We start from the raw sequence: 14,796 nt of genomic DNA on the forward strand, positions 1-14,796 counted from the left end.
TTAGTTTCCTCCCGTCTTAGGCTTATTCGTGGATAGCCACTGATCGGAAATGATTTGGCCATCTTCAATTGTAATAATACGGTCAGAAGTTGATGCAATTTTTAAATCGTGAGTAATCAATACAATAGTTTGATTATATTTTTTTGCTGTCAATCTTAATAAATCCATGACTTCTTTTGTATTTTGAGTATCCAGATTTCCTGTAGGTTCATCAGCTAAGATTAAATGTGGGCGATTTATAAGTGCCCTCCCAATCGAAACCCGTTGTTGCTGACCTCCTGATAATTCAGATGGTAAATGATTTCGTCTTTCATGAAGTCCCAGAATTTCAATAATTTCGTCCATATAAGGATTATCTACAGGTTCATTATCTAGTAAAGTGGGTAAAGCTATATTCTCTTGTACATTCAATACAGGAATTAAATTAAAGAACTGAAATATAAAACCAACTTTTCTTCTTCTAAATATCGAAAGTTCATTATCTGAATAATTATAAATATTGTTCTCTCCAATAAATACTTGTCCTGAACTCGGACGGTCCAACCCTCCCAAAATATGTAACAATGTACTTTTACCTGAGCCAGAAGCTCCTACGATTGATACAAATTCCCCTTGCTGTATAGAAAGATTTATGCCCTTCAAAGCATCTACCCTACTATTTCCTTCACCATAACTTTTGACTACATTTTCTATTCTTACGATTTCCATTTATATCACCTTCTTATCATTTTAAGTTAGTCTTGTACCTCTACAAAGTTTATTTTATACTGATTATTCGATGAGACCTTATCAATCTGTTGTAAAACTTTATCTACTTCTTGTTTGTTTTTATAATCAAAATCACGTTTTTTAAATTGAATTAATTTCATTATTGACTCTGATTCAGAAATTGCATTATAGTCTTGGTCTTTTAGAATAACAAGGTTCATTGGGGCATACCCAATCCAAATTTGCTGTTTAACATACTGGGCAGATACCATCTTACCGTTCAAATTCAACTGGTTATTTTCAAAATTATCAACCATAGAATCCTTAGCCGCATAAGAAAATAATAGATTCTGATCACTAGATACTTTATTTTTATCTTTCACCCTCTCAGAAATAATAGATGCTAAATTTGGATCTTTTCTAGCTCTTAGAAGTCCCTTATTAAATAATTTTACCGCGGTAGAACTATTAATAACTGCATATTCTGTAGTGTTGATTTCAAATTCTTCATTTGTATCATTTTGTTTCTTATCTTCTTCTGATAATGGACTCCTTTTTGTTGTTGTGACGTACTTTACCTTATAGTCTATTGATTGTTTAGTGTCATCTTTAAACTCTTGTTTAACTTTTTCTACGTCAGTTGCAGTACCACTAACTAGAATCCCATCGACTGGTTGTCCTGGACCTTGCACATAACGTTTTACTCCTAATCCTATTCCTATAAAAATAGCAATAACAACCGTATAACTTATAATTTTTTTCATTAGAATACTCCTTTAGTAAATGATTTATATCTGGATTATAGATGAGTTTTTTTCATAAGTTAATGACTTCTATCTAACTATGTGACTTCTAATCTTACAATTTTGTAAGATTAGTATTCCTCATGCTCAACAAGCTAAATTTATATAATAATAATCTTATACGTTATTATTCTCTTTTTTTATTGAAACGGGTCGAATCACAGGCAATAACCCGACCTATAATGATTAATGTTACAGATAATAACTTAAGGCCCGTCTTATATATAATCTAAATCTTTAAAATAAACAAAGGATATTACTCCTAATACAGCACCAACTACCCCCAGCATCAAACCCTTATACTTTTGTATAAACATCTTATTCCTCTTTTCGTACAAATAAATTATTCCATATATAACAATACTAAATTATGGAATGTTTCAAAGAATTAAAACGTTTTTATATTCAGTTTATATGTCTACTTCTTTACTTATCCCATAGATAAGTAAATCCAAAGGGATACAAAAACGTCACTTCTTTTATAAACAGTACGACTTTATTGTTACTTAATAGTAGTGAGAAATATCACATATCTCATAAAAGGGCTGGGCGGAAATTTAAGTTTACTAAATACCTTTTCTAAAGTTTGAGTGCAACCTTTTTCTGTACACTCCATCCAATCTTTCATCAAACAACTACCTTATCCCATAATTTCAAAGGATTCCCACTCGATTATCCCGAATATATAAATTACTATTCTCACAAGGAGCGAATTTATATGAATCTATTCGAACACGAAATGTAAAACCGTTCCCCTTTCATAAGAGGTCCTCCTTTTTTCTTTTCTCACCATATCATTTACTTACAAAATAGGAGGATACAATTATGAAACGTGATCCATTATTTTTAACTTTATTAGAAAGTGCAAATACACATTTTAGCGGTTGGGATTTTTCTTTCATTTCAGAAACGGGTCGAATGAAGAGCGAGCCTTTATCGTGGTCGTACGGCAGTACTGCTTTCCAACTTATGCAACGCGCTAAATCAATGCTAGATATGGGAACTGGCGGCGGAGAGTTTTTATCTATGTTACAACCGTTCCCGTCAACTATTTATGCTACTGAGGGCTACGCTCCAAACGTGCCAATTGCTCGAAAGAAATTAGAGCCTTTAGGGGTTACTGTTGTAGAGGTGAACGATGATACTGCATTGCCATTTCAAGATGGTCAGTTTAATCTAATCCTAAACCAACATGAATCATATGCTGCTTCTGAAGTAAAAAGAATCCTTTCTCAAAATGGGATTTTCCTTACACAACAAGTTGGTGGTCTTGATTGTGTGGAACTTAATGAGCAATTTAACGCACCGCTAAATAACGAATTTGCAAGTTGGTCACTTGAAGCAGCATGTAGTGAGTTAGAGGAAACTGGATTTACTATTTTAGAAGCAAAGGAAGAATTCCCTTTCCAACGCTTTTATGATATTGGCGCTATCGTCTACTATTTAAAAGCGATTCCGTGGCAAATTCCTGATTTTACTATCGAAAGGTATTATGAGGAGTTATATCGTATACATGAAATTATCTTACAAAAAGGATATTTTGATGTGAAGCAACATCGATTTATGATTAAGGCGATTCACAGCTAACAAAAAGGAGGCGGCAAAGCCACCTCTTTTTTGTTCCGTTTACGTATGTTCTCTACGCTTTCACCATAAGAAAAGTTATATCATACATATTACAATTCTGACCAATAAATTGTATTTCTGAAACATATAATCACTTCGTATATATAATGAGAACAAAACGTGATTTTTCACTATCCTCTTCTATTGAGAAATGAGTTGTTTTTCATATCGCTTGTTCGCATCATCTTCTGTCAAACATGCAGTTGTGTAATTAATAATATTCCGGTTATCGTACGTGAATATATGTTTTAACTTATTTTCTTCTGTTATTACTGTCGGTAAGTATTTTGGTAAGTTGCTAACTACACCTCTATTATCACCATCTAATATCCAATCAATTTCTTTCCATTCTAATAATCCTTCAGCCGTACGTAATGGTGTATTCATTTGCATTCCATCTGGAAAATCAGCAACGAACACATACATTCCTTCACTAGCCTGGGGCTCATCTTTACCTTTAAAAACAACAGTCCCTTTATACGTTACACTTGAAAGTTCTATACCCGTTTCCTCAAACGTTTCTCTAATTATTCCTTCGTATGGCGTTTCATTCTCTTCTATTTTTCCTCCAACACCATTCCACATCCCCATATTCGGCTTTTTATTTCTATTTAATAGCAGTATTTTATCGCTTTTTCTAATAAAACAAATTGTGTATTTGTACATACGATCATTTCCTTTCATTTTCCACATGAGTTATTTGGCTTATTTTCAAGTAAAAACACTCGCCTTACAATTCCTTACTACATAATATATAGTACAACTTTCATGCGTAAACACTTTACGTCAAACGAGAGAATCCTTTTTAGAAAGGAGAATTTAAAATCGATAATATAAGCAATGAATTTCTAAACCAATATTACAACAGCCTCGTGTGGTTAAACGATACACACTGGTTCGGGGTTCCAATCTGTAAACTTCCCTCTGATCTCTTTTTGTATCAAGAAATTATTTATGAATTAAAGCCCGATTTAATTATTGAATGCGGGACTTTTCACGGTGGTAGTGCACTGTATTTAGCTTCTATGTTAGATTTAATTGGAAAAGGTCACGTACTTACTATCGATATAACTCCGCAGCCAAATCGGCCATCACATAATCGGATTACGTATTTAACAGCATCTTCTGTTTCTGTGCAGGCCATCCAAACAATTGTAAGCATGCGCAAACCTGATGATGTGGTTTTAGTTATTTTAGATTCTGATCATAGTAAAGAACATGTCTCCAAAGAACTATTACTATATAAATCTATCGTCACTACTGGCAGTTATATGATTGTAGAAGATACCTCCATTAATGGAAATCCGCTTCTTCCCGATTGGGGTCCTGGCCCGATGGAAGCTGTGGATGAGTTTTTAACTAAAAATAATAACTTCATAATCGACGAGTCTAAACATAAATTTTTCATATCATTTAATCCAAAAGGTTTTTTAAAGAAAATAAAGTGAAACTTTAATAAGTGGGGTTTTGCTCATCCCCCACTTATTCTATCATTTTCATTTTTGAAAAAGGATAATATACAAATTCCACCTTGCCTATTATGTTATCTTCTTCAATATATCCTAAGCCATTTCGACTATCTCTACTTACTTCGCGGTTATCTCCCATTACAAATAACTTATTTGGCGGAATTTTTGTCTTTTGAAAATTATAAAACACTTGTGTGTTGTTAAATAAATCTTTGTTTGTATATGGTTCTTCTTGCTTTTTATCGTTCACATATACCTTTCCGTTCGTTATGTTAATTACATCACCAGGAAGCCCTATTACACGTTTCACATAATATTTCGATTCATCCTCTTCTTTTATAATGACAATTTCTCCGTGTTGTAAATTAGAAAGACGTACTACCGCTTTATTTACAAATACGTAGTCTTCTTCATATAAAGTCGGCTGCATCGATTCCCCTTCCACCTTACATAAAGTAAAAGAATGGTAGCCTATGACTATCACCAATATAAATAGTATGTACTTTCCCCAGCCTCTCTTAATCTCCTTTTTCATATCCATTCCCACCTTATAAAGCGCTTTTTAACTCAAAAAATATATCACTGCACAATATGTTTCCATGCAGTGATACTATTTTTACTGTGCCTTGTTCGGTTGTTCTACTGGAATTGAATTTGCATTTGATCTATTTGTTTTTAATTCAAAATACGCATCCAAAATCTCTTTACCAATCGCAGAATTAATTCCTGATTTATCATCATTCACCCATGGTACAACAACTGAAAAAGCTACTTCCGGATCAGCATCATATGGTGCATAACCGGCAAGAGTTAAATTATAACATTTTTTTCGGTTGTTGTTCTCATCTCTTCCAATATCACTTTCTCCACCATATACTGTCTCAGCTGTTCCTGTTTTTCCCGCTGGTTTATATGGTAGACCTTTAAACGTTCCGGTACCTGTTCCGTCAGCTTCTTGAAAAACTCTTCTAAATCCTTCTTTTACATGATTAATGTACGAAGTGTCCATATCCACTCTATTTAATACAACTGGTTCAATCGACCGAACGACTTTTCCTACATCCTCTGGTCTATTCGGTTGCTCTCTAACTTCTTGTACAATTTGTGGTTTCATTCGGTAACCGCCATTTGCAATTGTGGAAATATATTGTGCAAGCTGAAGCGGCGTATATGTATCATACTGTCCAATCGCGTAATCAAGTAAAAATCCGGGTATGTTATCAGTTCTACCTACTTGACCAATTGATTCATTTGGCAGGTCAATACCAGTCGACACACCTAGGCCAAATTGTCTAAAATAGTAGCGCATTTTATTAAATGTTTCTTGTTTAATGTCTAATGGATTGTTTGGGACATAATTAATGCCTGCCATTTTTAAAGCCGTATTAAACATATAAACGTTCGATGACACTTGCAAAGCTCTTAAATCATCAATATCCCCAAATTCTTTCCACGATTTCTTCGGCTTAGAACTTCCTTTAAAATACATTGGCGCATCAAAGAAATGTGTATACGGCTTAATCGCTTCTGTTTGATATCCAGTTAATAAAGTAGCCCCTTTTACAGTTGACCCTAACTCATAAGAACTTGTCATCGTTCCTAATGCATAATCTTCTATTTGCATACCGCCATCTTTATTTACAATTTTCTTTCCTGCCATTGATAAAATTTGACCGTTTTTCGGATTCATCATTACTACGAACGCACGATCCATCATTGGCTCTGCAGCATGAAAGGCTCGTAAATTCTTTTCAAGGCTGCCCTCTACTCTTTTCTGTAAATCCATATCGACTGTTAACATCAAGTTATTTCCACTTTTTCCTTCAGTCACTTTTTCTGTTCGAACAATCTTCCCTGCTTTATCCATAATATTTTTAGACTGTTCCTTCGTTCCATGTAGTGCATCTTCATATTGTTTTTCAATGTAACTTTTACCAATACGGTCGTTTCGATTATAATCACGAACTAAATAATAATCTAATTGTTCTCTTGGCAATCCTTCATTTTCATTAGAAACGCTACCTAGTATAGAGCGCAGTATTTTATCATTTGGGTATTCACGTTCCCAATCTACTGTCGTATCTACCCCTGGTAAGCTTGCCAACCTTTCACTAACGACAGCATATTCATTTTGACTTACATCTTTTTTAACGATTTGCGGCGTCATTTTATATCCCGCATTCATTTTGCTTTTAATTACTAATACTTCTATATCTTCCTTTGAAAGCTCATTTAGTTCTTCTTGTGTAATTCTTTCCCGGCGCAGTTCTTCTACTTTTTTATCTAACTCTTTTCCTTCTATTTCTTGCTTTCTAAATTTACTCTCATCTTCTTTCGTTACTTTCGCCGCTGCCCGCTTTTCATTTAACTGCATCCAAAAATCTTTCTTATCTGTCTCTGTTAACTTATCCATGTCCTCTTGCGACATTTCAATTAGCTTAGCTAAATCTCTTGCTACTTGTAAAACTTCTTTCGAGTCTACTCCTCTCATTTTCGTATATGTAACGGTTCGTAATGGTTTATTATTTACAATAACGTGACCTTGCCGATCAAACATTTTCCCTCTAGGAACGGGAGTACTTACCGTTACATCTTCCTTTTTGTTTACTTCATTTCTATACGTTTCTCCATCAATGATTTGTACTTTACCTAATTGAATTATAATAGCTGAAAATAAAAGAAAGACAATAAAAAATAGTACATTTAACCGAAATGGAATATGAGTCTTTTTCTTTTTCGATTGTTTTTTCTGCTCCTTTTTCTGTCTCATTTCGCTCCCTCGCTTCATTCTATTAACATTTCTACGCAAAATCATTATGTATCAAATTTATTTATATGATATATATAGAATTTTATATTAATTATAAAAGAAATAAAAGATTTAATTTTCAGTTTTTTGTTTTTACATCCTATTTATTACCATTCCCTTAATGCACAATAACATGAATATTATTCTAAAAGAAAAATGGGGCAAATTGATTTTTATAAATTATAGAGATGTTGTTACTACATTATCAAAATGTTTTCATATGGCTTAAAACAGTGATTACTCAAATAAAAAACTGAGGCAGATACCTCAGTTTTTTCGATAACTTATTTCATTGAAGATAACCCTTCAACAAACTCACCAATCTTATTTTGAAAAACAAAATCAAAGTTATATTCCTGTCCTGTTAACTCTTCATTTACTAAAATAGTTGTTGCTCCTACTTCCCTCTTTGCAATTTGCGGGAATGAAGCGACAGGCTGTACTTTTAGTGATGTTCCCATAACGATAAGCACATCTGTTTCATATAAACGTTTGATAGCATTTTGATATTGCGGCAATGTATCTCCGTATAAAACAACGTCTGGATTTAAAATGAAATTACACTTCTCACAACGCGGTACTTCATGATCAATCATATACTGTAAATCATAGCCTGATTTACATTTTGGACAATGTGCTGTTTGAAGTGTTCCATGTAAATCGATGACATGCTTACTGCCACCTAATTGATGTAAACCGTCAATATTTTGCGTTAAAATCGTAATATCTTTCCCTTGTTCTTCTAGCGCAGCTAAAAAGCGATGTCCACGATTTGGTTTATATTGATGGAACGTATTAATTTGAAAAATTTCTTTATAATGCTTCCAAAACTCTTTCGGACTTCGATTATAATACCCTCTTGATAAATACATCTCCACATTCGCATCAGCATACAACCCATTTGCTGAACGAAAATCTGGAATACCACTTTCCGTACTTGCACCAGCGCCTGTTAATACTGTAATTTTCTTCGCTTTTTCTAAAATTGAACGTACTTCTTCAAATTGTTGCACAAAAATCACCTCTATGTATTTTCCTATTCTTATTATACCAGTTGTTTACAGGAGGTGTTGTACAATTCATTTTACTTAATGCGTTGCGCCCCCAACCTCTACAATATCTACCTTAACTGTCGTCGTTACTTCGATTGCCAATTCTATCCCCTTACGAATAGTAGAAAGTGACATACTCGGTTGCCCTGGATAATTACTCGCTTGTTCTGGTAAAAACGGAATATGAATGAATCCGCCTTTTATTTTCTTATCATGTTTCTCTAGTTCATGCATAAGTCCATAGAATAAGTGATTACAAACGAATGTGCCTGCCGTCTGTGAAACAGATGACGGTATACCCTCTTCGCGAAGTTTTTTTACGATTGCTTTCATCGGAAGTGTAGACCAATACGCAATCGCTCCTTCTTCTACAACCGGTACATCTACCGGCTGATTCCCTTCATTGTCAGCGATTCTTGCATCATCAATATTAATTGCGATACGTTCTATCGTAATATCTGGTCTGCCCCCAGCTTGTCCAATGCATATAATAATTTCCGGCGCTAGTTCTTCTATATACTCTTTTAATACGCTTATTGATTTATGAAATACAGTTGGTACTTGTTTGCTTATTATCTTGTATTCTCCAATTGTTTTTTCATGCAAACCTTTTGCTACTTCCCAAGCTGGATTGATATTTTCTCCGCCGAACGGATCAAACCCTGTTAATAATACTGTTTTCATAGTTTTATCCTCCTAATTAGAAACGATATACTAGGCCGTACATAATAAACATATTTATGATAAAAATTGAAAGAGCAATTGGTACTTGCGCTTTAATAACCGCATTTTTATCCTTTAGCTCTAAAAGCATCGCAGGTACGATATTAAAGTTTGCTGCCATTGGAGTAAGCAGCGTTCCGCAATATCCAGCAAACATACCGAGTGCTGCCATAATTGCTGGGTTTCCGCCGTGCATTTGAACTATTAAAGGTAAGCCAATTCCGCCAGTAATAACAGCAAACGCTGCGAATGCATTTCCCATTACGACTGTAAATAGCATCATGCCTAAACAGTACGCCATAACGGCAACGAACGGATACTCTGTCGGTAGCACTTGTCCGACTAAGTCTGAAACAACTTGTCCAACGCCAGACTTCGCGAATATACCGCCAAGTGCTGCTAACATTTGTGGTAAAATTACAGCCCAGCCAACAGCTTGTAATAGTCTGCTTCCTTCTTGTACAGGTGTTGTTATTTTTGATTTTGTAATACGCATCGCCGCAACAAATGCGAGTAATGCACCAAGCGCTAGTGCAACTAATGTTACTTTATCTGGATCAACAAGAGAGACATTTCCCCATTTAATTTTCCCTAAGGTCAACGTACCGATAATTGTAAAAATAGGAATTAATAGTGCAGGCATAAAAATTTTATTTTTTAATTTCTCAGCATGTTTCACACGTTCTTGTACTGGAACTTCTTTTTCCTCTGATTTTGTTACTTTATTTAGCGAGGCTAAAACGACCATAGCGAGCACGATACAGCCAACGTAAAACGAAGGAATTACATTTCCAAATAAAAATGTAACTGCAAACAATGCCCAAAATAAACTAGAACCGAATCTGTTTGGATGTTCACGATCGAATGCGATACGAACAGCGATAAAAGCAACGATTATCCCTAATACATAATAGATTGTATCCATTGTGATGATGTTCATATTAGATTGCCTCCTTCTCTTCTTTTCCTTCTGCCTTCATTGTTTTCTCTATATATTTATCAAACCTTCTAAATCTAATCCAGCTTACAATAAGTGCAGATATTGCTGTCGGAATGCCCCAAAGTGCCATATCCCATACTCCGACATGCATACCTACTGAATCGAAGAATCCTTTCATTAATAAAATAGCTCCAGTTGCGATGAAAATATCTTCTCCGAAAAACCAAGCTGTATTTTCAGCAGCTGCTGCGTTTGCTTTAATCTTTTCTCTTAATTTTTCAGGAAGTTTACCGTATTTACCTTGCGCGGCCCCTTCTGCCATCGGTGCAACGAGCGGCCTTACTGTTTGCGCATGCCCACCAATATTAAGCCCTAGTGCTGCTGATGATTCTCTTATCGTAAAATATGACATTAATACTCTTCCAGTTGTTGCTCCTTTTGATTTCGTTATAAGTGCTTCTGCTCTTTCTTTTAAACCGTAACGCTCTAAAATTCCGATTACCGGTAAAGTTAATATAATTGGCATAGACATATATCTATTTTCTATGAAAAATTTACCGAACATGCTGATCACATCATAAAAACTTAATCCTGAAACCATACCAGTAACAATACCTGCAACCATAACTACTAAAAGTGTATTTAATCTAAATAAAAAGCCCACTGCAACAAGTAGTATTCCGATTAATTTAATCATCCCAGCTCTTCCCCCTATTTTTTATTTCGGTGCACAAATAGAAATATCATTAAGTTTGAATGTTCTGTATATTTTTTTTGCAAATTGCACTGCTTTTTCCCCATCACCGTGTAAACAAATTGTTTGCGCCTGAACTGCTACTTTCTCTCCATTGACCGCATTTACATGGCCTTCTTTCACCATTTGAAGTACTTGCTTTATCGCTTCGACTTCATCTTTTATAAGCGCATTTTCTTCTGTACGGCTCGTTAATGTACCATCTTGCTTATATGTACGATCCGCAAAAGCCTCTTGTACAAGAGTTACTTTGTATTTTTCTGCAGCCTGTATAAACGCCTCGCTATTTGCTAATCCATAAAGTAATAGACTTGGATTTATATGATAAATTGCCTTTGCAATTGCATCTGCAATTTCCGGATTAGACGCCGCCATATTATATAAGGCACCGTGCGGCTTTACATGCTGCATTTTCCCGCCTGCCGCTTTCACAAATGCGTCTAATGCGCCTGTTTGATATAGAACATAATCGTATACTTCACTTGCTGAAACATTCATGTTTCTTCTACCAAATCCAATTAAATCAGGAAATCCAGGATGCGCCCCTATTGCTACGTTATGCTCCAAAGCTTTTTCAACAGTTTGACGCATAATAGACGGATCACCCGCATGAAAACCGCAAGCAACGTTTATAGAGGAAACGAACGGAAGAATCTCATCATCATTCCCCATTTTATAAGCGCCAAAACTTTCTCCTAAATCACAGTTTAAATCGATTGTAGTCATAATGTATTCCTCCTAATTTCAGCTTCGTAAAGCGATGAATTTCTTTAATAAATTCATATTTACTTCTTGTTCTATGTACAATTGTTCCGCTTCTTCAAGCGTAATTTTCTCAAAAGAAACATAGTCCCCCGGCTTTAGCTGGGCAAGAAGAGGTAAATCTACTGAAATGATATTTCCCATTCTCGGATAGCCACCTGTCGTTTGCCTATCTGCCATTAATATAATCGGCTGTCCACCATTAGGAACTTGAATGGTTCCAAATGTAACAGGACTCGATAAAATCTCTTTTTCTTCATTCCTATTTAAAACCTCTCCCTCAACCCTATAGCCCATACGGTCAGCATAATTAGATACCTTATACTCTTTCGTAAAAAATGCCTTTCTACTTTCTTCTGTAAATTGATCGTATTCAAAGTCAGTTATGACACGAAGCTTTGGATGTTTCTTATACTTTGGTAGTACGCTGTTGCTAATTGCCCATTTCGTTTTTATTCTCGCATCTTTTTGTAAGTCTAGAATGAAACGACTCGCCATTTCTGGTTGTGCACCAATTTGGAAGTAGTCACCCTTTTTCAGCATTCTTCCTTCTATACCACCAATCGCAGCACGTATGTACGTACTTTTGCTTCCCATTGTACGCTCAATATGTATTCCACCCGCAAAGGTCACATACGCTCTGCAACCACTTTTCACTTTTCCAAAACAAAGCATACTACCTTCTTCCGCTAAAATGGGACGCCATAAGGGGATACGTTCTCCATTCAATAACGGTTCCATATCTGCTCCGCCAATCGCAAGTAAAGTCGTTTTCTTTATTAACAATTTAGGTCCCATAATCGTCATTTCGAGTCCCGCTTCATTCTCTTCATTACCAACTAACATATTGATCATCCGAAGTGTACTTTGATCCATCACCCCGCCAACTGGCACACCGTATTGTTGATAATGAGATCGCCCTAAATCTTGGACTGTTGTAAACATTCCCGCATGCAAAACCTCTACATCCATTTTTTAGCCCCCTCAAGCGATACGTACTCTTCCTTCGTTATTGGGATAAATCGTAAATACATACCGCTTTGAATAAAGGTTGGTGTTTCTTCTTCCGGATTAAATAAGGAGATTGGTGTTCGACCAATAATATTCCATCCACCCGGTGTTTCAAGTGGATAAATACCTGTTTGATTTCCGCCGATTCCTACCGAACCAGGTGAGATTTGTAACCGTGGTGTTTTTTTTCTAGGTGTTTCTAATTCTTTTGAAAGTCCTCCTAAATACGGGAACCCTGGTGTAAAACCTAGCATATATACAAAATATGTAGTTTCACTATGTATTCGAATCACATCTTCTACTTGTAAACCGTGATAATGCGCGACTTCTTCTAAATCAGGTCCATATTCTCCCCCGTAGCACACTGGTATAGAAATATGTTTCACATCCTGTTTTACTTCTTCTTTATAAGAATCACACAGCTCCTTTATATACTGGCGAACGTAATCATGTGACCTTTCACTTCTCTCATTTCCCTTCCATACTTCGTATACATTGTAGTAAACAGCTAATGAAGTAAACGACGGAACGCACTCTATCATTCCTGCAAACGGATGTTGCTGCAGTGCTTGAAATAACCGCTGTACTTTCTCATATATATCCCTCTTAATTTCTTCACCAAATGTAACAATAATTGCTTGATCCCCTAACGCAGAAAATTTCATCCTACTCCCTCTTTCTATGCCAAAAAGCCGAGTTCTTTCGAAATGCGATGCGCTGTTTCTTTCACCTTCGCAATAAAATATGAAATGTTACTTTCGTTGTACTCAATTGCTAATCCCGAAATACTAATGCCTGCTACAACCGTTCCATCGCTCGCGAAAATGGGTGCTGCTATCGCGGCTGTATGATTTTCTAACTCAGAATAACTAATGGTGTAGCCTTCCTTTTTTGCCATTTGCAACACTTCTAACAATTGTTTCTTATCCACGATTGTTCCATCTGCAAACTGTTTTAAATCCACTTCCTCTATGTATCTCCGTTTCTCTTCCTCAGAGAAATACGATAGTAAAATTCTTGGACATGCGCCAGCATAAAGCGGTGCTCTTCTTCCAACCGCCGTATACACGCGTACCGGCTGAACACCTTCCATTTTTTCAACATAAATTGCGTCATTTCCATCCTGAATTATTAAATTAACTGCCTGTCCTAAACTATCTCTAAGTTCTTTCATATAAGGAATTGCTATATTTCTTACTGATAATCGGTGTGAAACAAGTTGACCGAACCGTAAAAATACGACCCCTAAACGATATTTCCCCTTTTCGTTTTTTTGTAAAAACTCCATCTCTTCCAACGAACCAATTAAACGATAAACAGATGTTTTCGGCATATTTGTAAGCTGAACCATCTCAGTTAAACTTAGCTCTTCATGCTCATAAAACAACTCTAAAATATCCATTGTCTTAACTGCCGTTTTATTTATACTCATTCTATCTCCCTTTCGTTCCGAATTACGGAACTTAAATTCCGTTTTTCGAAACAAACATATAATTTAAAATTATAAAATATTCCTTCAATTCAATCAATAGATTTTAAGCAAATAAAAAAGTATGGAAGAATATCTCTCCCATACTTCACCACACTTTATAACGCTCTTACTTGTTCCAACGGCCAGAAAACAGCTTGTCCTTTTCCGACAATTTCATCTTCTGAAATAAAGCCAAACATGCGACCATCCTTAGAAACTTCACGATTATCCCCTAAAACAAATACTTGGCCTTCTGGCACTTTCGTTTTCCCAGTGATTTGTTCTAACGTAAAGTCTGGAGTTAATACACGGCCTACTGCTTTTTCTTTAAACTGTTTTAAATATGGTTCTTCCATCGCTTTTCCGTTTACATATAAAACATCATTTTTATACTCAACTGTATCGCCTGGCAAACCAATTACTCGTTTTACTAAATCGTATCCTTCTTTCCCGTGGAAGACGATAATATCAAAGCGATCTAATCCACTTATACTATAACCAATCTTATTCACGAGAACTCTTTCGTTATTTTTTAAAGTGGGCATCATTGATTCACCTTGTACTAAAGAAGGTGTAAATAAAACACCGCGAATAATAGCAATTAATACAAGGGTAAAACCTATCGTTTTAGCCCAAGAGAATAATTCTTTCTTCGTATTTTCCTTCAT

16 protein-coding genes are annotated in these 14,796 nt (G+C 35.5%); 2 read left to right on the forward strand and 14 right to left on the reverse strand.

The genetic code is table 11. The features are described from left to right. Together DN401_RS11460 and DN401_RS11465 are read right to left on the reverse strand one after the other, a co-directional pair. Nucleotides 1–708 (reverse strand): ABC transporter ATP-binding protein, encoded by a 708-nt coding sequence (locus DN401_RS11460; protein ID WP_000407086.1) that lies wholly within the window; start codon nt 706–708, stop codon nt 1–3. A 26-nt stretch (nt 709–734) separates the two neighbouring features. Then, nucleotides 735–1,472, reverse strand: a complete 738-nt coding sequence (locus tag DN401_RS11465; protein WP_000720910.1) for a lipoprotein BA_5634 family protein — start codon at nt 1,470–1,472, stop codon at nt 735–737. A gap of 864 nt (nt 1,473–2,336) precedes the next feature. Here DN401_RS11465 and DN401_RS11470 point away from each other — a divergent pair. Beyond that, a complete protein-coding gene (locus DN401_RS11470) occupies nt 2,337–3,098 on the forward strand; it encodes a class I SAM-dependent methyltransferase (protein ID WP_000817573.1) in 762 nt (253 codons plus the stop codon). A gap of 180 nt (nt 3,099–3,278) precedes the next feature. Here DN401_RS11470 and DN401_RS11475 read toward each other — a convergent pair whose 3' ends face one another. Then, nucleotides 3,279–3,803 (reverse strand): NUDIX hydrolase, encoded by a 525-nt coding sequence (locus tag DN401_RS11475; protein WP_002182860.1) that lies wholly within the window; start codon nt 3,801–3,803, stop codon nt 3,279–3,281. Nucleotides 3,804–3,961: 158 nt separating this feature from the next. Between DN401_RS11475 and DN401_RS11485 the strand changes: the two genes are divergently transcribed. Continuing rightward, nucleotides 3,962–4,585, forward strand: a complete 624-nt coding sequence (locus tag DN401_RS11485) for a cephalosporin hydroxylase family protein (RefSeq protein ID WP_265736937.1) — start codon at nt 3,962–3,964, stop codon at nt 4,583–4,585. 34 nt (nt 4,586–4,619) lie between these two features. Here DN401_RS11485 and lepB (DN401_RS11490) read toward each other — a convergent pair whose 3' ends face one another. From lepB (DN401_RS11490) to lepB (DN401_RS11540), 11 genes are all read right to left on the reverse strand, one after another. After that, nucleotides 4,620–5,141 carry a signal peptidase I gene (lepB, locus tag DN401_RS11490; RefSeq protein ID WP_002094069.1) on the reverse strand — a complete coding sequence of 174 codons (522 nt, stop codon included), beginning with the start codon at nt 5,139–5,141 and terminating at the stop codon, nt 4,620–4,622. An 81-nt stretch (nt 5,142–5,222) separates the two neighbouring features. Next, nucleotides 5,223–7,376: a peptidoglycan D,D-transpeptidase FtsI family protein gene (locus tag DN401_RS11495; protein WP_001249191.1), complete on the reverse strand. Its 2,154-nt coding sequence runs from the start codon at nt 7,374–7,376 to the stop codon at nt 5,223–5,225. A gap of 323 nt (nt 7,377–7,699) precedes the next feature. After that, complete coding sequence (locus tag DN401_RS11500; RefSeq protein ID WP_001183793.1) at nt 7,700–8,428, reverse strand: NAD-dependent protein deacylase; 729 nt, start codon at nt 8,426–8,428, stop codon at nt 7,700–7,702. Nucleotides 8,429–8,503: 75 nt separating this feature from the next. After that, nucleotides 8,504–9,151, reverse strand: a complete 648-nt coding sequence (gene pcp, locus DN401_RS11505; protein WP_000859708.1) for a pyroglutamyl-peptidase I — start codon at nt 9,149–9,151, stop codon at nt 8,504–8,506. Nucleotides 9,152–9,167: 16 nt separating this feature from the next. Beyond that, a complete protein-coding gene (locus DN401_RS11510; RefSeq protein ID WP_001021658.1) occupies nt 9,168–10,130 on the reverse strand; it encodes a DUF979 domain-containing protein in 963 nt (320 codons plus the stop codon). 1 nt (nt 10,131) lies between these two features. Next, nucleotides 10,132–10,827: a DUF969 domain-containing protein gene (locus DN401_RS11515; RefSeq protein WP_000593392.1), complete on the reverse strand. Its 696-nt coding sequence runs from the start codon at nt 10,825–10,827 to the stop codon at nt 10,132–10,134. Between the two features lie 21 nt (nt 10,828–10,848). Beyond that, the gene (gene pxpA / locus DN401_RS11520) at nt 10,849–11,610 is read right to left on the reverse strand and encodes a 5-oxoprolinase subunit PxpA (protein WP_127064021.1); all 762 of its coding nucleotides are present in this window, start codon (nt 11,608–11,610) and stop codon (nt 10,849–10,851) included. An 18-nt stretch (nt 11,611–11,628) separates the two neighbouring features. Continuing rightward, nucleotides 11,629–12,618 carry a 5-oxoprolinase subunit C family protein gene (locus DN401_RS11525; protein ID WP_000382249.1) on the reverse strand — a complete coding sequence of 330 codons (990 nt, stop codon included), beginning with the start codon at nt 12,616–12,618 and terminating at the stop codon, nt 11,629–11,631. Next, nucleotides 12,609–13,322 carry a 5-oxoprolinase subunit PxpB gene (pxpB, locus tag DN401_RS11530; protein ID WP_000672282.1) on the reverse strand — a complete coding sequence of 238 codons (714 nt, stop codon included), beginning with the start codon at nt 13,320–13,322 and terminating at the stop codon, nt 12,609–12,611. The genes DN401_RS11525 and pxpB overlap by 10 nt, the downstream gene beginning before the upstream one ends. A gap of 14 nt (nt 13,323–13,336) precedes the next feature. Beyond that, complete coding sequence (locus DN401_RS11535; RefSeq protein WP_000026361.1) at nt 13,337–14,089, reverse strand: IclR family transcriptional regulator; 753 nt, start codon at nt 14,087–14,089, stop codon at nt 13,337–13,339. A 155-nt stretch (nt 14,090–14,244) separates the two neighbouring features. After that, a complete protein-coding gene (gene lepB / locus DN401_RS11540; protein WP_000662501.1) occupies nt 14,245–14,796 on the reverse strand; it encodes a signal peptidase I in 552 nt (183 codons plus the stop codon).

Source organism: Bacillus sp. BF2-3 (assembly GCF_008368795.1).
In the GTDB taxonomy this organism is placed as follows: Bacteria; Bacillota; Bacilli; order Bacillales; family Bacillaceae_G; genus Bacillus_A; species Bacillus_A cereus.